Origin of the sequence: Marinifilum fragile (genome assembly GCF_963677365.1) — a bacterium.
GTDB classification, from domain to species: domain Bacteria; phylum Bacteroidota; class Bacteroidia; order Bacteroidales; family Marinifilaceae; genus Marinifilum; species Marinifilum fragile.
The window spans coordinates 4,168,763-4,188,539 of sequence record NZ_OY781962.1 but is presented as its reverse complement, the minus strand read 5'-3'; the positions used below and the strand labels follow the sequence as shown (position 1 = coordinate 4,188,539).

The window sequence follows — 19,777 nt, the reverse complement described above, 5'->3', positions numbered from 1 at the left end:
TGCATAATTGCTTTTTCTATCCGAAGAATCGCTCAGGATTCACACGTTTTTTGTTTTTGATGATTTCGTAATGCAAATGCGGTCCGGTTGAACGACCAGTACTACCTACCTTGCCAATTACATCTCCTTTATTCACCTTCTGGCCTTTCTTCACACTCACTTTCGACAAGTGTCCATAAATGGTCTCGTAGCCATTGCCATGCTTCACCTTGATGTAGTTGCCATATCCGCCGTTCCATCCCGATTTTACGATTACCCCATCGGCAGGAACATGAATATCGGTGCCTTTTGGACAAGCCATATCAACTCCTCCATGGAATCGCCAACGATACAAGGTTGGATGAAAGCGATTGCCAAATTTTGAGCTTAATCGGTATTTTGCAACAATAGGTTTAGTAGAGGGTATGCTTCGTTTTTCAACTTCTATTAAGCTTGCCTTGTGGCTGTCAATTGCTACTGCTTTTTCAGCTGTTGCATTTGGTTTACTGTTTACCATCTCATTTCCCTTGACCTTCACACCTGGATCAGCCATTTTCTGACTTGGTGTATGATTGACTTTGGAATTTGAAGCTGCTGGATTTGTCATCTGATTCGAACTCGAACTTTGCTTGGCTGCCAACGTAGGATTGGTCATTGCTTGTGGCTGCTCCTCTTCTGCTTGCACCTTTGCTTCCTGCTTAGGCTCTGCTTGTACTTCGGCAGACTTCATTGCTTCTGCAGGCACTTCCTCAATTGCGTTTTTTTCTACCTTACGCTTAATTTGCTTGATCTCGTCATCTAAACTTGCCGTTAGATTTACATAGCTTGGAACTGGCGGCTTGGCAATCAAATCCTTGTCTTTTGCCTCTACCTTTTCCGACACTGGGGTTTCAACCTCAATTCCTAATATCTCCTTGTTCCAATCGAGCTCATTCTTTTTAAAAGCCTCAAATTGTCGTTTGTATTCTTCCTTGTATTTTTGAAATCGAGCTTTCTCAGCCTTCTTGTAAGCTTCGAACGAATCGTACTCCTGTGCTCTAACTTGTCCGATATTTACTAGCAAAATAGTGGACAAAAACCCCAATATTAGTGCATAATTCTTCATAATCGTATTCTTGGTTAAAAATCGGTTTTCATATATAATCGGTTGCCTTCCACCTTTATATCAGTAATACTAAACTTCATTTTCTGATAATCGACAACCCGAAATAAATTCTTAAACATGGTGTTGTACTGATCTCCCACCGACTTTACTTTTCCACCCTCCTTGGTCATTAAAAGCAGGTTATTCAGAATCACATCGAGGTAGGCATTCCAAAATGAATAGTGCAGCGATGCATCTATCATTCCATTTTGGTAAGCTGTTGTATCAGACTTTTGAAATGGCTGATACCTAAATATCCCGGAAGGAAATTTGATTTCGAACTGGTTAATTTTTGAAACAATATCCTTTCCCGATTGGGTATTGTAGGAGTAGTATTTCAACTCCTTAATGGGATATTGCTTGGGTGTATTGATGTAAAGCTTGATAAAACTATAGCTCTCCTCTCTGGAGCCTTTGATTTCACTTTGCAGTAAATCTGCCGAAATTCGAATGGTATTTGTACTGTCGCATTCATTTGATAATTGCCTGATATTGGCTGAATTCACCAAAACAAATACCTCATCGAAACTTGAAGTGAAACTTTTTTCAATTGGCAAAGATTTTAAATCGACTTGAGCAGCCGACAAAACATTGGTTAAACTCACAAATTTTGAGCTGGCATACCTTTCCTTTTTATCGGAGGTATAATTGTCCACAATCGATCGATAGGCAAGATTCTTCTTTAAACAAGCCATGGCAACCGCTCTCAATTTGGCTTGTTCCAATGCCATATCCGAATCCATATAGGGATCCGAAACACCAATGCTAAATTCATCGGATGTTGCCAGCTGAATCCAAGCTGGAAACTTTCCGTTTTCAGAATCTTGCAAAAATTCAGTTTGTAGAGAATCCACAACCAAAGAGCAGGAATCCCGGACCTGCCCTTTTAGTTGTAGATTACCTAAGAAAACTACGAATAATATCAAAAGTGATTTGATATTCATTGTTATGAAAAACGATTGATTATGATCCTATTTTTGCCATTTCCTCTTTAAAATCTTTCTTGAATTTTTCGTATTCAAAATCGATTTTTAACTTATCATCCTGGCTAATTCTGTCTGCCATATTTTTAATGATTTCCTCTCCTGCAAGCTCCATCGCAACATAACAATGAAATTTACCATCTTTGGTTTTCTTCATTTTCTCACAAATCACACGGGTTCCATTAAGCACCTGGCTTACAATACTTCTTGAAAGATCCTGGAAACGCTGTTTTGCTTCCTGATTTCCGTTAAAATCGTGCTGTGAAGAATAGTTGTCAGTCACAACATTTACTTTTGCTTGAATTTCCGATGCCAAACCAGCACGAGCATCTGCATAAGCTATTTTCTTAGCAATACTCATATTTGGACTTAAACCATCAGCCGATGCTCTAAAATATTCTCCATTGGTAAAATATTCTGGTCCTGAACAAGGAACGTCAAAATCTACTTCATCAGCTTGTTGTACCTGTGCTACCTGTTTTGGTGCCGAACATGCAAACATTGCACCCATCATTGCAAATGCAAATAATTTTCCTAAACGTGTTTTCATTACTTGATAATTTTATAGTTTTTAATGTATTGTGTAATTTTTATTCTCACTGATGCTTGAAATAGAGTTGCTGAATTTCATTCTCACGCAACTGGCGATTGTAAATTCTCAGGTTATCAATCTCCCCTGTGAAATACCTTTTCGCACCGGGATCATAACCAATAAATCCTCCTTCACCACTCTTAATATTTCCTTGCATCCTGGTATTCTCAACCAAAACCATTTGGCCATCTACAAACAATTTTGAACGTGATTCATTCTTCAGAACCTCAACGGTTAAAGTGATCATGTGCCACTGGTTATCCAACAAAATTCGGTTGGCATCAAAATCAAATGTTAGGTATCCTCCGTCAGAATATCTTTTCTGATAGAACAACTGATTTTGAAGCGTAGTTCCTAAAATGGTACATCCTGCAGCTTTTCTGCCAAGAATGGCTCCTCCCGAACTTGTTTTTACCCATGCACTAATGGTATATGCACTCCAGTTTTCAATCGGATGCTGCGGAATTGCCAAATAAGAATCTCCATTAAATTGTGCCGATTTACCTGCCCCACTCAAAGTACTATTGATCACCATTGGAGCATGATCTCCTTGTACCAAAGCATTGTAATTGCTCAAGCCCATAATATTTTTTCCCGTTCCATCGTCGAATGTATAGTAGGCCAGTAATCCTGAAGGAACCAGCAGCTCCTGAGTTGGCTTGGTATTGTTTTGCTGAGCCCTCTCAGGCTGAACCGTTGGAGCAACAGCAGAATGATCGATGGTCATTTGCAATTTTTTCAACTCCTGAATGAGCTTTCGCTGCATTTTCTTTAAAACATTTCGACTCGCCGACATGCGTGCCGTTGATTCAGAAGTACTTTCCGGAGCTAAAGATCGCTGGTCGTTTACCGAATACTGAAAAACAGTTTCCTGTGTATTTCTTTTCACAATTTGTAAACTTACCGATGTGAAATACTCCTTCATGTTGTACATCTCACCAGGAACAGTTCCTCCTTTTCGAAAGTCTTCACTTAAATCCACAATAACATCTGCGGATGATTCATTGGGAACAAAATTGAAGTAGTTGTTACTCAAAATCCTTTTTACAGATTTGATTAAAGCTGAATTGCCATATTGCCCTTGTCTTAAAAAGGCTTTTAATGTTTGTGCCTCCAGATTAATGGTCACCTGTGCCTCTGGTATCGATTTAATGGTGCGAATTAAGCTTCGAACCATTTTATCATTGGCAGCACAAAGTTTTTCCATATCAGGTTTTATACGGACCACCTGCCTGCTTTGCTTACTGGTCACATTTAAAATCTGCAATTTTGCACTACCATGCTCATTGGTTAAAAGATTCGCATTCAACTCGCCCGAGCCCGATATGAACTCTGCTTTTAAAGGCAAGTTTGCAAGGGAATAGGCTCCTTGTTTTACTATTAAACTAATAGGTTCTTTAACTGCCTGAAAATTTTGTGCATTTACTGAACTCGGTATTGCCGATAACTGAACATCGTCGAACGCACCAAGTAAAGATTGATACAACTCATTCCCAAGATAAATGGTTTCACCATTTACCTGGTATGCCAGATTTTTATTCAGATCATTCTGAATCAGCTTTAAACCTTCAACGTAATTGAAAATAGCTCCTGATAGATTTCCAGAAATCTTTTGTCTCTTTGCTTTCTGCAAATTATCGTAAGCCTTTTGTTGAATTCTTTCAATTCGAATACGTTCCTTTTCTTTGTAATCGTATTTATTCAATTGATAGTACACCCAATATTCGGTCTCATTCTCCCAGGCTTCTACCAATTGATAATCTTCAATGGTACGTTGAGCCTCCACTTTAATATCTTCCTTGAAAGAAGTGGATACCTGTGCATTGTCTTCCAAAGTATTTAGCAAAGAGTTGCTGGCAACCTTTACCTCTATCTCGGAAACCAAATCACTAAGTGCTTTTTGCTTGGCAACTTTCATGTAGTCTTCCTGCGATTTTTCAGCATATCCAATACCCGTATAATACATGGTATTAATTGGTCGACTGCTCACCCACGAAGGCTTATTCTGTCCAATCAATTGAATTGGAATTAATAGTAAAAGGCACAGGGCCAGAGTCCACAAAGAACTCTGGCTGGCACCTTTCATATTTAAAACAAGAAAATTCATTGTTATTCTATTTGTTTGAAATCAACTATTCCTGAATGGTGATATAAACAGTATTGCCATCAACACGTTTTTTACAAGCAATGCCAATATCACTGCGTAAATAATCCCACAGATTGAAAGCAAAGTCGCTCACGCTAAAAGGATTTCCATTTCCATCTTTTGGTGGAACCTGAATCTGATCGAATATGATAGCTTCAGCTACAGATCCCTGCACATGGTAACTTCCGTTAAAGGCATTCTTTTTCACCCAAATACGTAATAGATCAGATAAAGGAATCATATCGTTTCCAAGTTCGGTATCCATATCTGTTGCTGAATCGCTGGCAATTGAAACATTCAACACAATGGTGTTTCCATTACTTGCCTTTTTCTGGAAATTTGCATTTACCTGATTCAAAAAGTCATCCAACATGATTTTGATGGCAAGGGATGTTAATTTATCCAGAGCATTGCTTCTAAATCGAGGCGACCATGTTTGTTTGCTGGCAATGATATTTCCTGATGCCGTTTCATAAGCTTTCAGAATTAAGGAAACCCTGTTTCCATTGGCTGCAAAATCTTTTTTGATATCAACCGAAACATAAATATCTGATCCTGAATTGCGGATCAACTGTTTATCTACAGTCTGGGCATCATTCATTTCAAAATTGGCAGCACGCATGGCCGCATTCATTTTTGCCTCAAAATCAATAGTAGTAACACCTCTCTGATTAAAACCTTCCTGAACTGCTGCAACGGCAATTCTTTTATCGAAATCATTCTGAAGAATATCCTTGTAGGATTCCCCTGTCTTTTTGTAAGGAATTACCATAATGGTTGGGAGTTGCATTTCATCTACAACTTCCATAGTGTGAGAATTTCCTACAGAGTAGGAATCAGCCTTTGAAACAAAGGCTGATAACAAAAACATACAAAAGATGATTATTGAAACTATTCTAACTTTCATTTTAAAGAATTAATCCATTACATTTTAATTGGAGGCCATGGTCCAGTTCTTGGAATCATCTCTGCAAAAATCTTTAACTCTCCATTAAAATTTGCCAAAATCTTATCTCCTCCTTTTACTACTTTACACTCTGCAAAATCTTCACCTTGTACATCTGTAACCTTAATTCTACCAATTTCGATAATACGCTTTTTGCCTCTAAACTCTTTCTCTTCACAGATTTTGAATTGATCGCCAGCCTGTACGCCAAGAGCTGAACCTGCCTCAATTAGTAAGCTTTTTGCAGCACCTTTTTTCTCTGCTGTAATTTCAACAATCTCAGCAGTAATTGGGAAAATCGCCTTAATCTCCTTGATTACCTTATCTTTTGCATTTTTCACAGCCTTCATTATAGCTGCATCTTTAGTCTTTTCACTTAATAGCGTAGAGCAAGCAATATCTGCCATTCCTTTTTGAGTTCCATCTTTCAGGTTGGTTACCTTGAAAACAAAATTCAATTTTCCACCAAATCCAGTTACCTGTCCTTTATCATTTTTCACTGGAACGGCATCATAATTCGATAAAGTTCCTGTAACTATATAGTCAGCACCCTTTTCTCCTGCTTCACTCAAGCGTTTCATATTATCTTCATTCAAGGCTGACTCTCCTGATTGACGATAGATTTCCTTTCCTCTAGCAGATAAAGTATTGATATCAATTACTTCGTGTAAGCCTTTTTCAACAAATGCTTGTACAATTACATCATGAACATTCTTAGCGTATTGCTCAGAATTTTCAAAGCTACATTTGATATCCCCAATCAAGACCACTTCTTTTTTTTCCTGAGCAAATAAGATGCTCACCATCATCATTAGAGTTAAGAGTACAGATAGTTTTTTCATGTTTTTTCTTTTTAAATTTATAATCAGCAATAATTATGGTGCTTTAATTCAAAACACCAACGAATCATAAAATAACAGAAAGAAAAGTGATTCTCTGTAATACAAAAACACCTATCTATCAAAGCGTTTTGTTTAATTATTAAACAATTGACCTAAAGAATCCAAGGCGAATAATCATTCTATCTAATTTAAATTCCAACTGTACCACGGCAAAAATCAGCTCATTGTTAATTGCTCTCGGTTCACTATCTTTACAGCTTAATAATTAATGTACCATACATGATCACAACAGACCAGCTAAAGAGTTTAGCGGAACGCACGGAAGCGTTGAGGAGGTATCTTTGACATTGATGCCAAACTAATTCAGATACAAGAGGAAGAAATGAGGACTCAGGCTCCTGGATTTTGGGATAATCCAAAGGAAGCAGAGGTTCAAATGAAAAAGGTTCGTAGTCTTAAGTCATGGGTAGAGTCCTACGATGAAGTAAAAGAATCATATGATGATTTGGCCGTTCTTTTTGATTTTGCCAAAGAAGGAGAAGCTTCACCAGAAGAGGTAGATGAGCAATTTTCATCAACGCAAAACCTTATCGAAGCTCTGGAATTGAAAAATATGCTTCGAAAGGAAGAAGATAAACTGGGCGCAATTCTTAAAATTAATGCCGGAGCAGGTGGAACCGAAAGTTGCGACTGGGCAAACATGCTGCACAGAATGTATCTTCGTTATGGAGAATCGCATGGGTACAAAGTCAAACAACTGGAATACCAGGAAGGTGACGAGGCCGGAATTAAATCGGCAACTTTAGAATTCGAGGGCGATTTTGCCTACGGATACCTGAAATCAGAAAATGGTGTACACCGTTTGGTTCGATTATCTCCTTTTAATGCAGCCAACAAACGCATGACTTCTTTTGCTTCGGTATATGTATATCCGGCAATTGATGACAGTATAGAGATTGAAATTAACCCTGCGGATATTTCCTGGGATACTTTCCGATCTGGTGGTGCTGGAGGACAGAATGTTAACAAAGTTGAAACCGGTGTTCGACTGCGACATGCTCCTACTGGAATTATCATTGAAAATACCGAAAGTAGATCTCAACTTGGAAACCGTGAGAATGCACTTCGTTTGTTAAAATCTCAATTGTACGAATTGGAATTGAGGAAACGACAGGAAGAAATCGATAAGATTGAAGGTGCTAAGATGAAAATTGAATGGGGATCCCAAATTCGTTCTTACGTAATGCAACCCTACAAATTGGTTAAAGATGTAAGAACCGGACATGAATCATCAAACGTTCAAGCTGTAATGGATGGTGATTTAGATGGATTCATTAAAGCATTCCTGATGGAATTTGCGGGAGAAGAAAAAAACTAAATACAGAAAGGACGTAATAGAATTACGTCCTTTTTATTTGATAATTACAAACTTATGCTAGTGTAACCGAAACTGGTGTAGGATTCAAAAGGTTATCCAACACCGGACTTCTCTCTTGCATTATTTCCAACCATTTTTCTTTTTGCTCTTCATTAGCTTCAAATATGGGTTTCAGCACAATTTCTATATTTTGATAGCCAGCCCTATCCTTGGTTGGCATACCAAATAACTTCTCTGGATTTAATTCTCCTTTTATCTCAATATCCAAATCTTTAAGCTCAATATCCATTTCATTGGCAACTTTAAAGGCCAATATATGAATACACCCACTTAATCCACAAAGAATATATTCCACCGGATTAGGAGCCAGATCGGTGCCTCCTAAAGGTGAAGGTTCATCAACCATCACTTTAAAATTTCTAACGCTAATTTCTGATCTTGAATTAGATTTTGTCTTTGATTCAATAAGAAAATCAATTTTCTGAATTTCCATCTGCTCCATACTTTTCTGATTTAAATTGTACATTTACAAAAGTAATTAGGTAGATGCAGGACAGTGACTTCAGCCCTGTGTACTTAAATATATCAGAGGGTGTAATTTTACACCTGTGTAAACAAATTAATATGGAGCAAATTCACGATTCGGGAAAAAGATGCCTTTCCATTCTATCAAGCGAGGAAAGTGAAGAACTGTATTCAAAAAGCAACAGTCTTAATTTCGAAGCCGGAGAACTGATTATTAAGAAGGGAACTCCTGTTAATAACATCTATTTCTTAAAATCAGGCATTGTGGAATTGTCATTGAATGAAGCTCCTCATCACCAAATTTTAAACTTACTTTTTGATGGTGAATTTATTGGAATCAATTGTGTTTTTTCCACTGCTCAATATCGGTTTTCAGCACGTGCATTAACCAACTGTTCCATAGAACTATTAGACAAAGAAACTTTTACCAAACTTTTGAAAGCAAACAGTACGCTTTCAATGGCATTTATTCAATACATCTCATGGGTAAATGAAGGTTTTCTCAACTGGCAAATGAAACTAAAAGAAAAAAATTCGGCTGGTGCACTCGCTTTCCTGCTCAGCGAATTCCAGCATAATTTAGATAGCAATACCTTTGAAATTCCTGTAACACGAAAAGAGATGGCCAGAATCATAGGCTTCTCCAAAGAGAGTGTTTTGAAAAACCTTGCCGATTTTAGGAAAGAAGGTTTAATCGATAGTAATGGTAAATCCATTACAATTATCGACGCCTTGCGTTTGGAGGAAATTGCCAAATATGGTTGACAGCTCTTTATTGCTCCGATTTTCTTTTCTCTTTTGGCTTTACAATTCCACCCAGCATGATACCAAATAATCCGCCATAAGGAACCATGGTGTACCAATTGGCCTTTATCGGGCAAGTTCCTGATACACAACCAACGTATCTCCAGTACAGATAGCCTCCAAGCAAACCAATCAATCCGCCAATAATTTCAAATTTTCTTTTATTCAAAAAGTTCTTCATTTTGTTTAAATTATTATTAGCTCAAACCTAATAAAGATTTTCCAAAAGTTTCGTCAATTACATGACAATTAACACTTCCGAATTTTATCATTAAGTATATCCACTAATATTCTCGAAAGCCGTATATTTGTATTCACAAAACCAAAGATACACAACAACACAATGTTAAAGATCTATCACAATCCAAGATGTGCCAAAAGCCGTGCTGGATTAAAATACCTTCAGGAGAAAGGTTTGGAACCTGAAATCAGATTGTATTTAAAAGAAGAATTTACCGAAGCAGAACTTGCTGATTTGCTGATGAGAATGAACAAAGAGCCCCAAGAAATCATTCGAACTCAGGAAAAAATATATAAAAGCGATTTTAAAGGGAAAAACTTTAATCGTGAAGAGTGGATCAAAATATTGATTGAATACCCTAAGCTAATCCAACGCCCGATAATCGTAAAGGATTGTAAAGCTGTATTTGCTGATCCTGTCGAAAACGCTGACGAGATTTTATAATCTCTATATAAATTTAAATCTTTCTTAATTACCTAATTGAGTTGCGCAACAAAATTCAACAGTAACATTTATTGCCTGTTTTCAGTTATTAAATCAATTGAGGAAAATGAAGATGTTTAGAAAATATTACCTGATCATGCTTTCGGTAATTTCAGCAGCCTGCGATCCTTTTAACACAAAGATCGGACCTGAAGTTTCTCTGTATCAAAGTACCGAAATCAAAGATTTTTCCTTTCCGGATACGCTTAAAGTAATGACCTGGAACATTAAATTTGGTGGAGGTCGTATCGATTTCTTTTTCGATTGTCATGGCGATCGCGTCATTATGGAAAAATCCGAGGTTTTAAATCATCTAAATGCTTTGTCTCAAAAAATCCAAGAGATCAACCCGGATATATTATTAATACAAGAAGCTGATATTAATGCCAAAAGAAGTGCCTTTGTTGATCAAGTTCAATATCTGCTTGATAATACTGATTTAAATTATGCAGCTTATGCATCACAATGGAAAGCTTCTAAAATTCCGAGTGATGGTATTGGCAAGATGGATTCCGGCAATGCAATTTTATCGAAATGGAAATTTACTGATGCGAAGAGAATTGCCCTGCCTTTAATTCAATCGCAGAATTTCATTGTTCGATATTTTTATTTAAAAAGAAACATTCTGGATGTTCAATTGGAACATGAAGGAAAAAAACTTCATATACTGAACACGCATGCATCGGCCTATGCAAAGGACGATACCAAGAAAAAACAATTGGATATTATTAAAGCTTACACTGATACAATCTCATTAAAGGGAGATCAATTAATACTGGGAGGTGATTTTAATTCTCTTCCCCCTTATACAAAACAAACCAGCAAGTTTGATGATTCGGTTTGTACCGATGAAGAATTTGAAGCAGACAATTATTCAGCCGAAACGGAATGGATGATGCCTTTCTATGAAAACTACCAGGCAGCCATCCCTTTGGATGAATATCAAAATAATAACAAGGATCATTTTACGCATACCACTGACAAGAATGGATTCTGGAATCGAAAATTGGACTATCTGTTTACAAACGGTAAGTTCATCGATAAAAGCGGAAAAACTTTACAAGAGTGGATGCAAATCTCTGATCATGCACCAGTGATAGTCAATTACGAATTTAGAATTACAAATTACGAGAAAAACTAAACCTATACATCTGTTTATCAACACAGAAAACATGTACTTAAAGATAAAATCGTAATTCGTAATTGGTAATTCCTAATTAATTTCCTGTTGTAAAAGTATGATGCAAAACATTTTTTAAACTTTTTCAAAGTGATAAAAAGGGCTTATTTTTAGACCCTAATTTTTAAACAGTTACAGTTATGGCAGATAATAAACTATTTAGTGAGTTTGCTCCACAATCTACACAAGAGTGGATCGACAAAATCACTAAAGACCTTAAAGGCGCTGACTTCGATAAAAAGTTAGTTTGGAGAACAAATGAAGGATTCAATGTTCAGCCTTTCTACAGACTGGAAAACATGGAAGATAAGATGTACATGAACACTTATCCTGGTGATTTTCCATATGTGCGCGGAAACAAGAAAGACAACAACAATTGGTTTATCCGTCAGGATATCATCGTTGAAGATGTGAAGGCTGCAAACGCAAAAGCTCTTGACGTTCTTAATAAAGGTATCGACTCATTAGGTTTCGTTTTAAATTGGAAAAGCCTTAGCAAAGATGAATTAGCTACTTTGTTAGAAGGTGTTTACATGGATTGTGTTGAAGTAAACTTCGAAAAAACTCACGGTTCTGTAGAATTAATTAAAAACTTACAGGCAATTGCAACTGAAAAAGGAATTGCTCTTGACAAAGTTCAAGGTGGTGTTGCTATCGACATTTTAGGTGGTTACAGTACTTGTGGTAAATTCTGTACTTCAGAAGAAAACTCATACAACTACTTGAAAGAAGCGGTTGAAGCTGCAAAAGAACTTCCAAACTTTAAAGTTGTTGCTGTTGGCGGTAGATTATTCAACAACTCGGGATCATCTATCGTTGAAGAATTAGGTTTCAGTTTAGCTGCCGGTGCTGAATATATAAGCAAGTTAATGGAAGCTGGTTTGTCAATTGAAGAAATTGCTCCAAAAATCCGTTTCAACTTCGCAACTAGCTCTAAATATTTCATGGAGATTGCTAAGCTAAGAGCAGGTCGTATGCTTTGGGCTTACATCTTGAAAGAATTTGGTGCTTCTGAAGAAATGTGTAAAATGTTCATCCACGGAGAAACTTCTGATTGGAACAAGACAATTTACGATCCATACGTAAATATGCTTCGTACTCAAACTGAGGCTATGTCTTCTGTTCTTGGTGGTTTGGATTCATACACAGTTAAGCCTTTCAACTCTGTTTACGAAAATACAACTGAATTCTCAGAGCGTATTGCACGTAACCAGCAGTTATTGTTGAAAGAAGAATCACACTTCGGAAAAATTGCTGACCCTGCTGCAGGATCATACTATATTGAATCTCTTACTGAATCTATCAGCGAAGAAGCTTGGAAACTATTCCTTGAAGTTCAAGAAAAAGGTGGTTACTTGGCAGCTTTCAAAGCTGGTTTCATTCAGGAAACAATCAAAGCTACTGCTCAGAAAAGAGATATGGCTGTTGCAACTCGTAAAGAAAACTTCCTAGGAACTAACCAGTTCCCTAACTTCGGTGAAGTTGCAGAAAAAGAATTGTCAGCAGAACTTTTCGCACCAGAAAACAAAGCTGACGAAAATGCTGAATGCGAAACATTGAAGCCATACCGTGGTGCTCAGGCTTTTGAAGCTATGCGTTACAAAACTGATGTTTACGCAAAAGAAAATGGTCGTCCTAAAGTAATGATGTTCCCAATTGGTAACCTGAACATGCGTAAAGCTCGTGCTCAGTTCGCTTGTAACTTCTTTGCTTGTGCAGGATTCGACGTTGAAGATCACAACGGATTCACTAATGTTGAAGAAGGAGTAAAATTCGTAACTGAAAAGAACGCAAAAATCGTTGTTGTTTGTTCATCTGACGAAGAGTACGAAACTATTGCTCCTGAAGTGTTTGAAGCATTAAAAGGAAAAGCTATTGTTGTTGTAGCTGGTGCTCCTGCTTGTGCTGAAGAATTAAAAGCAAAAGGTGTTGAAAACTTCATCAACGTGAAGTCGAATGTACTTGAAACCTTGAAAGCATATCAAGCTGAGCTTGGAATTTAATTAAAGTAGTTGCACGGTAAAGGCGTAGCATACTGCGTCTCTACAGGAAAAAAACAGAACAAATGAAACCAAATTTTAAAAATATAGATATCAAGTCATCTCAAAGAGCTGCCAAGAATTCTCAGGAATGGGAAAAAGAAAATGGCATTGAAAAATCTTGGATGACACCTGAGCAAATTCCTGTTAAAACAGCTTTTAACAAGGAAGATTTAGAAGGCATGGAACACCTAAACTACGTTTCTGGTTTACCTCCATTCCTTCGCGGACCTTATTCAGCTATGTATCCTTTGCGTCCATGGACAGTTCGTCAGTACGCAGGTTTCTCTACTGCTGAAGAATCAAATGCATTCTATCGTCGTAACCTTGCTGCTGGTCAGAAAGGTCTTTCTGTAGCATTCGACTTGGCTACTCACCGTGGATACGATTCAGATCACCCACGTGTAATTGGTGACGTGGGTAAAGCTGGTGTTGCTATCGACTCTATCTTGGATATGGAGATCCTTTTCGATCAGATTCCATTGAACAAGATGTCTGTATCGATGACAATGAACGGTGCTGTACTTCCTGTTTTGGCTTTCTACATTGTTGCAGGTTTGGAGCAAGGAGCTAAATTGGAAGAGCTTTCAGGTACTATTCAGAATGATATCTTGAAAGAATTCATGGTGCGTAACACTTACATCTACCCACCAGAGTTCTCAATGAAGATTATTGCTGATATTTTCGAATATACTTCGCAGAACATGCCTAAGTTTAACTCTATTTCTATCTCAGGTTACCACATGCAAGAAGCTGGTGCAACTGCAGATATCGAGTTGGCTTACACTCTTGCTGATGGTTTAGAATATTTGAAAAAAGGTGTTGCTGCTGGTATGGACGTTGACGCATTTGCTCCTCGTTTGTCATTCTTCTGGGCTATTGGTATGAACCAATTCATGGAGATTGCTAAGATGAGAGCTGGTCGTTTACTTTGGGCTAAGATTGTAAAACAATTTAATCCTAAGAACCCTAAGTCTATGGCTTTGCGTACTCACTCACAGACTTCAGGTTGGTCGTTAACTGAGCAGGATCCATTCAACAATGTTGGTCGTACTTGTATCGAAGCTATGGCTGCTGCATTGGGTCACACTCAGTCTCTTCACACCAATGCATTGGATGAAGCGATTGCGTTACCAACTGACTTCTCTGCACGTATTGCACGTAATACTCAGATCTATATTCAGGATGAATCAACTATCTGTAAAGCAGTTGATCCATGGGCAGGTTCTTACTATGTAGAATCATTAACTCAGGAATTGGTTGACAAAGCTTGGGCTCACATCGAAGAAGTTGAAAAATTAGGTGGTATGGCTAAAGCTATCGAGTCTGGTATTCCAAAACTTCGTATCGAGGAAGCTGCTGCTCGTACTCAAGCTAAAATTGATGCTGGTACTCAAACTATCGTTGGTACTAACAAATATCGTTTGGAGAAAGAAGATCCATTGGATATCCTTGAAGTTGATAACACTGCTGTACGTACTGCTCAGATTGAACGTTTGGCTAAGCTTCGTGCAAACCGTAATGAAGAAGAGGTACAGGCTGCTCTTGAAGCCATTACTGCTTGTGCTAACGGTGGTGAAGGTAACTTGTTGGATCTTGCTGTTAAAGCTGCACAAGTTCGTGCTTCTTTGGGTGAGATTTCAGATGCATGTGAAAAAATTTGTGGAAGATATAAAGCCGTTATTAGAACCGTGTCAGGAGTATATTCATCAGAATCAAAAGAAGATGCTGACTTCGCAAAAGCGAAAGAGTTGGCAGATCAATTTGCAGAACAAACTGGACGTCGTCCACGTATCATGATTGCAAAAATGGGTCAGGATGGTCACGACCGTGGTGGTAAAGTAGTTGCTACTGGTTTCGCTGATATGGGATTCGACGTGGATATGGGACCATTATTCCAAACTCCGGAAGAATCTGCTAAGCAAGCTGTAGAAAATGATGTACACATGGTTGGTGTATCTTCATTGGCTGCTGGTCACAAAACTTTGGTTCCTGCAATTATCGAGGAATTGAAGAAATTAGGACGTGAAGACATCATGGTTACTGCAGGTGGTGTAATCCCAGCTCAGGACTACGATTTCCTTTATGAAGCAGGTGTTGCAGGTGTATTTGGTCCTGGAACAAAAGTTTCTAAGTGTGCGATCCAAATGTTGGAAATCTTGATCGAGCAATACAAAGACTAATTAAGATTATCACTATATTTATAGACAGGGAGTTTATACTTCCTGTCTTTTTTTTATCCAGATATCAAAATCATGAATAAATCCCTTTTGTTTTTACTTTTTGTCTTAGTCAATTTGACTGTATCTGCTCAAAATAAAACCATAGAAGATACTCGCTTGAAAAAACATGTTTTGTATGGAAAAGTTACTCTTGAAGCTTTTGAGTTAGATATCTGTAAAGATTGGTATGGGCCAGAATACAAAAACTACAAAGCTAAAAACGGAATCATTAAAAAGCTTAGAAAACTATCATTCAAAAATGTAAGAATAGATTTGATTCTGGGATCATGGTGCCATGATTCACATCGCGAAGTACCTCGATTTATAAAAATTCTTGATGAAATTAGGTTCCCATTTGAAAATCTAAACATGAATGCCTTAGATACAAAGAAAGAATCGTCCGACTACAATGCACAGGCAAATAATGTTAGCAGAGTTCCAACGGCAATAGTCTATCGAAACAATGAAGAAATTGGAAGAATAATTGAAACACCCAATCAAAGTCTTGAAAAAGACCTTTTAAAAATCCTTTCTAAAAATTAGTATATTAGCAATATATTAATAACATCATCAATCTAAAATGGAACAAGTACGCTCTAACTCTGGACAAACATTGGGAATCATTGCTTTGGTTCTAGGTATTTTAACTCTTTTTATCGGATTTATTCCTTGCATTGGCTTCATAGCCTTTATACCAGGGGTTATTGCCATAATTCTAAGTATAATAGGATTGAGTCAGGCCAATAGAGATAATGGTGCAAGAGGCATAAACATTGGAGCTCTAGTTATTTCTGTTCTTGGTGTTTTGGTAGCATCAATTTGGCTATTCTTTATTGTTGGAGTTGCCAGTATGAACGAAGATGAGATTGAGGGATTTGTTGAAGAGGTGATTGAAGAAGTAATTGAGGAATCTGTTAATAATCCAGACTTACAAGAAGCTTTAGATGAATTGGAACAACAGCTTGAGGAAATTAATATCGACTCAATCACCAATGAGGTGGATAGCCTTGAAATGAAAATTAAGGTAGAAATTGAAACCAATAAAAAACAAGAATAGCCTAAGTAGCTATCAAATAATTAACCTCATTTTTGCATCAATAATAGCCGGAATATTTATTTATTCCGCCATTTACTCACATCCCAAAATAAATCATCCAATCCCATCTGTTTTTTCCCAGGTGACAGGTAAAGATAGTCCTTCATCTGGCCTATCTCGTAGCTTTTCGGCTCTTACTCAAGGTGATGTTAAATCAGCAAGAGATCTTAACCCTTACAGTATCCAAATCTTTTTATTTTTTACTTTTCAGTTGATTTTTAGATTATTAACGTTTTTATTGATGAAAAAATCATTTTCATGGATTAACATCTATATTTTAGCTGATATCACTTTGTCCATATTATTCTTTTTGTTGGTTTTCAAGCCTTTGATTATATTCACACTTGAACTATTTAAAAAATTTATCGTAAATTGAATGTAGATTAATATTTATTAAACTTTTTGCGATATGTCATTTTTACTAGTTAGTTTATGCTTGACTCTACTAACAGGTGTTATGGTCTTACATGTTCAGAACGAAAATAACCTATCAAAAAGAATAGTTAAGGCTGGTACAATTGTAGAGCAATTGTTAGATCAAAATGGAATAAAGCACATTGATCTAAAAAAGAAATTTGCGAGCTCAAGTCTCTCTACTCAACTTAGATTGGTTGAGTACTATATTAATTATCTAGATTCTAATTATACTGATTTCGGATCAAAGAAAACAGTATTTCAAAGAATTAATAATATTGAAAGTGCATTAAGTCTTTATAAAGACTACAATACAGAATTAAAGCTTGCATCATGATGCAAGCTTTAATTTTATAGCATAAATTTATTTTATATCTGCAAGAGAGAAACATTTATCAACCTTAACACCTCTCTCTGTTTTTATTAAACTACAACACTCCGTAGTAATATCATGTTGCAAAAATAATATTGCATTATTCTCAACTGCTTCAGCAAGAAACTCTTGTTTTTCAGCTAATGATGCTGTTGGATTTAGATCATAACTCGCCAGCCACTTTACAGGAACATTCGCTGCTGTAGGAATAAAGTCTCCAGCAAAAACAACTTCCTGACCATTAAAATTGATAACTGGAATCATTAATCCCGGTGTGTGTCCTTCAAAAATTTTCACTTTAAAATTTGGAAACAACTCACCCTCCTGTTCTACCAAATTCAACTTACCTGCTTCTTTTATTGGCATTATATTTTCATCAAAAAATGCATCGCTCTCACGAATATTAGGGTTCAAATAATTCTCCCAATGCTGCTTGCTAACCCAGTGCTGAGCATTTTTAAAAACCAATTCATAATCGCTTTTATCTGTATTCCATTTTACGGCTCCACCACAATGATCGAAATGCAAATGGGTAAATACAACATCTGTAATATCATCCGGTAAAAATCCTTCACTTTTTAAAGAATCCAGCATATTGGCATCTCCATTTAGATGTTGATGCTTGAAGAACTCTTCACTTTGCTTATCTCCTGTCCCGTTATCAATCAATATCTTTCTTTCACCATCAACAACAAGCATGCTTCTCATGGCACAATTACAATAATTATCTTCGTTCGAAGGATATTTTCTACTCCACATTACTTTAGGAACAACACTAAACATTGCTCCTCCATCGCACATAAAATTTCCTGTTTCTATATTGTATATTTCCATGATAATATTGTTTTATTCTAGTATCTTTAATTTTCGCAAAAGAAAAGCTTAAACCACAGTTAAAGTACTCGTACTTATTGCGGTTCAAAAATACAATTTTATAAAAGATTATCAATGAAAGTTCACTTTATAGCAATTGGCGGAAGCGCCATGCACAATTTAGCAATCGCACTACATAAGAAAGGATTTGAAATCACAGGTTCAGATGATGAAATTTTTGACCCCTCAAAATCAAGATTGGAGAAATATGGAATTCTGCCAAAAGAATGGGGTTGGTTTCCTGAAAAACTTACTACTGATATTGATGCGATAATTCTAGGTATGCATGCAAGAATTGACAATCCGGAATTGTTAAAAGCTCAGGAACTTGGTTTAAAAATTTATTCTTATCCTGAATACATTTACGAACAAACCAAAGATAAAACCAGAATTGTAATTGGTGGAAGCCATGGAAAAACGACCACCACCTCAATGGTAATGCATGTATTAAAAGATAACAATATCGACTTTGATTACATGGTAGGTGCACAAATTGAAGGATTTGGAACCATGGTTAAATTAAGCAAAGATGCTAAAATTGCTATTTTTGAAGGTGATGAATACCTTTCCTCTCCTATCGATCGTAGACCAAAATTTCATTTGTATCATCCTGACATCGCACTACTAACAGGAATCGCCTGGGACCATATTAATGTATTTCCAACTTTCGAAAATTATGTGGAGCAATTCGAAACTTTCACACAAATGATTCAAGAAAATGGTTCTTTAATCTACTTTGATGGTGATGAGCACATTGCTAAAATTGTCGAAAAGAAAAGAGAAGGTATCGAATACATTCCATACAATTCACATCCTTTTAAAGTGGTTGATAACCGCAGTATTCTTCAAACGAAAAACGGGGATGTTCCTTTGGAAATTTTTGGAGAACACAACCTTCAAAACCTTATGGGAGCCTATCTCATTTGTAAAAAAGCTGGACTAAGTAACGAACAGTTTTACAATTCAATTCAAAACTTTTCGGGAGCTGCCAAGCGATTACAAAAACTTGCCGAAAATAATTCATGCACAGTTTTTCAAGATTTTGCGCACTCTCCATCAAAATTAAAGGCTACTACCGAGGCTGTAAAAAAACAATTTACCAATCGTAAATTGATTGCTTGTATGGAATTACACACGTTTAGTAGTTTGAAAAAAGAATTTTTACCACACTATAAAAACACCATGAGTTTGGCTGATAAAGCAATTGTGTATTTCAATCCCAAAACTGTTGAGCACAAAAAGCTTGAGCCTATTTCAAAGGACCAGGTAGCGGAAGCTTTTGGAGGTAATAATGTAACTGTTTACACCGATTCAGATTTGGTTATTAGTGATTTATTAGAACAAGATTTCAAGAACACAAATGTTCTTTTAATGAGCTCTGGAAATTTTTCAGGAGTTAACTTATCTACACTTGCGGAAAAAATTGTCAACAAAAGCTGAATCAATACATCTATATTGTTTTGCCTGTCAGTAAAATAATACTACTTTTAGTATAAATCAGATTATAACAGCTTTAA

At 36.7% G+C, this 19,777-nt stretch carries 20 protein-coding genes; 11 read left to right on the top strand and 9 right to left on the bottom strand.

The window, feature by feature from the left end:
* Positions 1 to 16: 16 nt before the first annotated feature.
* The 6 genes from ACKPCA_RS16820 to ACKPCA_RS16795 all read right to left on the bottom strand — a co-directional run bounded on the left by ACKPCA_RS16820 (position 17) and on the right by ACKPCA_RS16795 (position 6,632).
* The gene (locus ACKPCA_RS16820; protein ID WP_321280111.1) at positions 17 to 1,084 is read right to left on the bottom strand and encodes a M23 family metallopeptidase; all 1,068 of its coding nucleotides are present in this window, start codon (positions 1,082 to 1,084) and stop codon (positions 17 to 19) included.
* Positions 1,085 to 1,098: 14 nt separating this feature from the next.
* A complete protein-coding gene (locus ACKPCA_RS16815) occupies positions 1,099 to 1,953 on the bottom strand; it encodes a hypothetical protein (RefSeq protein ID WP_321280110.1) in 855 nt (284 codons plus the stop codon).
* A gap of 133 nt (positions 1,954 to 2,086) precedes the next feature.
* Entirely contained in the window at positions 2,087 to 2,656 is a 570-nt protein-coding gene (locus ACKPCA_RS16810; protein WP_306742984.1) for a hypothetical protein, read from the bottom strand.
* 46 nt (positions 2,657 to 2,702) lie between these two features.
* Positions 2,703 to 4,805, bottom strand: a complete 2,103-nt coding sequence (locus ACKPCA_RS16805) for a LamG-like jellyroll fold domain-containing protein (protein ID WP_321280109.1) — start codon at positions 4,803 to 4,805, stop codon at positions 2,703 to 2,705.
* Between the two features lie 25 nt (positions 4,806 to 4,830).
* The gene (locus tag ACKPCA_RS16800; protein ID WP_306742986.1) at positions 4,831 to 5,715 is read right to left on the bottom strand and encodes a DUF6175 family protein; all 885 of its coding nucleotides are present in this window, start codon (positions 5,713 to 5,715) and stop codon (positions 4,831 to 4,833) included.
* Positions 5,716 to 5,768: 53 nt separating this feature from the next.
* Positions 5,769 to 6,632 carry a hypothetical protein gene (locus ACKPCA_RS16795; protein WP_321280108.1) on the bottom strand — a complete coding sequence of 288 codons (864 nt, stop codon included), beginning with the start codon at positions 6,630 to 6,632 and terminating at the stop codon, positions 5,769 to 5,771.
* Positions 6,633 to 6,911: 279 nt separating this feature from the next.
* Between ACKPCA_RS16795 and prfB the strand changes: the two genes are divergently transcribed.
* Positions 6,912 to 8,010, top strand: a protein-coding gene (gene prfB, locus ACKPCA_RS16790; protein ID WP_157471338.1) for a peptide chain release factor 2 whose coding sequence is annotated in 2 segments (ribosomal slippage) — positions 6,912 to 6,974 and positions 6,976 to 8,010 — 1,098 coding nt in all. Because the reading frame shifts where the segments join, the coding sequence is not laid out codon by codon here.
* A gap of 52 nt (positions 8,011 to 8,062) precedes the next feature.
* Here the strand turns inward: prfB and ACKPCA_RS16785 are convergent.
* Complete coding sequence (locus tag ACKPCA_RS16785) at positions 8,063 to 8,536, bottom strand: OsmC family protein (protein ID WP_321280107.1); 474 nt, start codon at positions 8,534 to 8,536, stop codon at positions 8,063 to 8,065.
* Positions 8,537 to 8,634: 98 nt separating this feature from the next.
* Here ACKPCA_RS16785 and ACKPCA_RS16780 point away from each other — a divergent pair, with 98 nt between their 5' ends.
* Positions 8,635 to 9,300, top strand: a complete 666-nt coding sequence (locus tag ACKPCA_RS16780; protein WP_321280106.1) for a Crp/Fnr family transcriptional regulator — start codon at positions 8,635 to 8,637, stop codon at positions 9,298 to 9,300.
* A 7-nt stretch (positions 9,301 to 9,307) separates the two neighbouring features.
* Here ACKPCA_RS16780 and ACKPCA_RS16775 read toward each other — a convergent pair whose 3' ends face one another.
* A complete protein-coding gene (locus ACKPCA_RS16775; RefSeq protein WP_321280105.1) occupies positions 9,308 to 9,520 on the bottom strand; it encodes a hypothetical protein in 213 nt (70 codons plus the stop codon).
* Positions 9,521 to 9,682: 162 nt separating this feature from the next.
* Between ACKPCA_RS16775 and arsC the strand changes: the two genes are divergently transcribed.
* From arsC to ACKPCA_RS16735, 8 genes are all read left to right on the top strand, one after another.
* A complete protein-coding gene (gene arsC, locus ACKPCA_RS16770) occupies positions 9,683 to 10,024 on the top strand; it encodes an arsenate reductase (glutaredoxin) (protein WP_306742992.1) in 342 nt (113 codons plus the stop codon).
* A gap of 106 nt (positions 10,025 to 10,130) precedes the next feature.
* Positions 10,131 to 11,204: an endonuclease/exonuclease/phosphatase family protein gene (locus ACKPCA_RS16765; protein ID WP_321280104.1), complete on the top strand. Its 1,074-nt coding sequence runs from the start codon at positions 10,131 to 10,133 to the stop codon at positions 11,202 to 11,204.
* 179 nt (positions 11,205 to 11,383) lie between these two features.
* On the top strand, positions 11,384 to 13,246 hold the full coding sequence (locus ACKPCA_RS16760) for a methylmalonyl-CoA mutase family protein (protein ID WP_321280103.1): 1,863 nt from the start codon (positions 11,384 to 11,386) through the stop codon (positions 13,244 to 13,246).
* Positions 13,247 to 13,308: 62 nt separating this feature from the next.
* A complete protein-coding gene (scpA, locus tag ACKPCA_RS16755) occupies positions 13,309 to 15,465 on the top strand; it encodes a methylmalonyl-CoA mutase (RefSeq protein ID WP_321280102.1) in 2,157 nt (718 codons plus the stop codon).
* A gap of 72 nt (positions 15,466 to 15,537) precedes the next feature.
* Positions 15,538 to 16,047 (top strand): thioredoxin family protein, encoded by a 510-nt coding sequence (locus tag ACKPCA_RS16750; RefSeq protein WP_321280101.1) that lies wholly within the window; start codon positions 15,538 to 15,540, stop codon positions 16,045 to 16,047.
* Between the two features lie 37 nt (positions 16,048 to 16,084).
* Positions 16,085 to 16,561 carry a DUF4190 domain-containing protein gene (locus ACKPCA_RS16745; RefSeq protein ID WP_321280100.1) on the top strand — a complete coding sequence of 159 codons (477 nt, stop codon included), beginning with the start codon at positions 16,085 to 16,087 and terminating at the stop codon, positions 16,559 to 16,561.
* A gap of 121 nt (positions 16,562 to 16,682) precedes the next feature.
* Positions 16,683 to 16,976, top strand: coding sequence for a hypothetical protein (locus ACKPCA_RS16740; protein WP_407660182.1), 294 nt, complete (start codon positions 16,683 to 16,685; stop codon positions 16,974 to 16,976).
* 33 nt (positions 16,977 to 17,009) lie between these two features.
* Positions 17,010 to 17,351, top strand: coding sequence for a hypothetical protein (locus tag ACKPCA_RS16735; protein ID WP_321280099.1), 342 nt, complete (start codon positions 17,010 to 17,012; stop codon positions 17,349 to 17,351).
* Between the two features lie 27 nt (positions 17,352 to 17,378).
* Here ACKPCA_RS16735 and ACKPCA_RS16730 read toward each other — a convergent pair whose 3' ends face one another.
* Positions 17,379 to 18,221, bottom strand: a complete 843-nt coding sequence (locus tag ACKPCA_RS16730) for an MBL fold metallo-hydrolase (RefSeq protein WP_321280098.1) — start codon at positions 18,219 to 18,221, stop codon at positions 17,379 to 17,381.
* 114 nt (positions 18,222 to 18,335) lie between these two features.
* Between ACKPCA_RS16730 and ACKPCA_RS16725 the strand changes: the two genes are divergently transcribed.
* Positions 18,336 to 19,700 (top strand): UDP-N-acetylmuramate--L-alanine ligase, encoded by a 1,365-nt coding sequence (locus ACKPCA_RS16725; protein WP_321280097.1) that lies wholly within the window; start codon positions 18,336 to 18,338, stop codon positions 19,698 to 19,700.
* The last annotated feature ends 77 nt before the right edge of the window (positions 19,701 to 19,777 follow it).

What these genes read in the sequence shown, in the direction of transcription:
- ACKPCA_RS16820 (WP_321280111.1), bottom strand. Translation starts at nt 1,084, where the DNA reads ATGAAGAATTATGCACTAATATTGGGGTTTTTGTCCACTATTTTGCTA.
- ACKPCA_RS16810 (WP_306742984.1), bottom strand. Translation starts at nt 2,656, where the DNA reads ATGAAAACACGTTTAGGAAAATTATTTGCATTTGCAATGATGGGTGCA.
- ACKPCA_RS16805 (WP_321280109.1), bottom strand. Translation starts at nt 4,805, where the DNA reads ATGAATTTTCTTGTTTTAAATATGAAAGGTGCCAGCCAGAGTTCTTTG.
- ACKPCA_RS16800 (WP_306742986.1), bottom strand. Translation starts at nt 5,715, where the DNA reads ATGTTTTTGTTATCAGCCTTTGTTTCAAAGGCTGATTCCTACTCTGTA.
- ACKPCA_RS16795 (WP_321280108.1), bottom strand. Translation starts at nt 6,632, where the DNA reads ATGAAAAAACTATCTGTACTCTTAACTCTAATGATGATGGTGAGCATC.
- ACKPCA_RS16785 (WP_321280107.1), bottom strand. Translation starts at nt 8,536, where the DNA reads ATGTACAATTTAAATCAGAAAAGTATGGAGCAGATGGAAATTCAGAAA.
- ACKPCA_RS16780 (WP_321280106.1), top strand. Translation starts at nt 8,635, where the DNA reads ATGGAGCAAATTCACGATTCGGGAAAAAGATGCCTTTCCATTCTATCA.
- ACKPCA_RS16775 (WP_321280105.1), bottom strand. Translation starts at nt 9,520, where the DNA reads ATGAAGAACTTTTTGAATAAAAGAAAATTTGAAATTATTGGCGGATTG.
- arsC (WP_306742992.1), top strand. Translation starts at nt 9,683, where the DNA reads ATGTTAAAGATCTATCACAATCCAAGATGTGCCAAAAGCCGTGCTGGA.
- ACKPCA_RS16765 (WP_321280104.1), top strand. Translation starts at nt 10,131, where the DNA reads ATGAAGATGTTTAGAAAATATTACCTGATCATGCTTTCGGTAATTTCA.
- ACKPCA_RS16760 (WP_321280103.1), top strand. Translation starts at nt 11,384, where the DNA reads ATGGCAGATAATAAACTATTTAGTGAGTTTGCTCCACAATCTACACAA.
- scpA (WP_321280102.1), top strand. Translation starts at nt 13,309, where the DNA reads ATGAAACCAAATTTTAAAAATATAGATATCAAGTCATCTCAAAGAGCT.
- ACKPCA_RS16750 (WP_321280101.1), top strand. Translation starts at nt 15,538, where the DNA reads ATGAATAAATCCCTTTTGTTTTTACTTTTTGTCTTAGTCAATTTGACT.
- ACKPCA_RS16745 (WP_321280100.1), top strand. Translation starts at nt 16,085, where the DNA reads ATGGAACAAGTACGCTCTAACTCTGGACAAACATTGGGAATCATTGCT.
- ACKPCA_RS16735 (WP_321280099.1), top strand. Translation starts at nt 17,010, where the DNA reads ATGTCATTTTTACTAGTTAGTTTATGCTTGACTCTACTAACAGGTGTT.
- ACKPCA_RS16730 (WP_321280098.1), bottom strand. Translation starts at nt 18,221, where the DNA reads ATGGAAATATACAATATAGAAACAGGAAATTTTATGTGCGATGGAGGA.
- ACKPCA_RS16725 (WP_321280097.1), top strand. Translation starts at nt 18,336, where the DNA reads ATGAAAGTTCACTTTATAGCAATTGGCGGAAGCGCCATGCACAATTTA.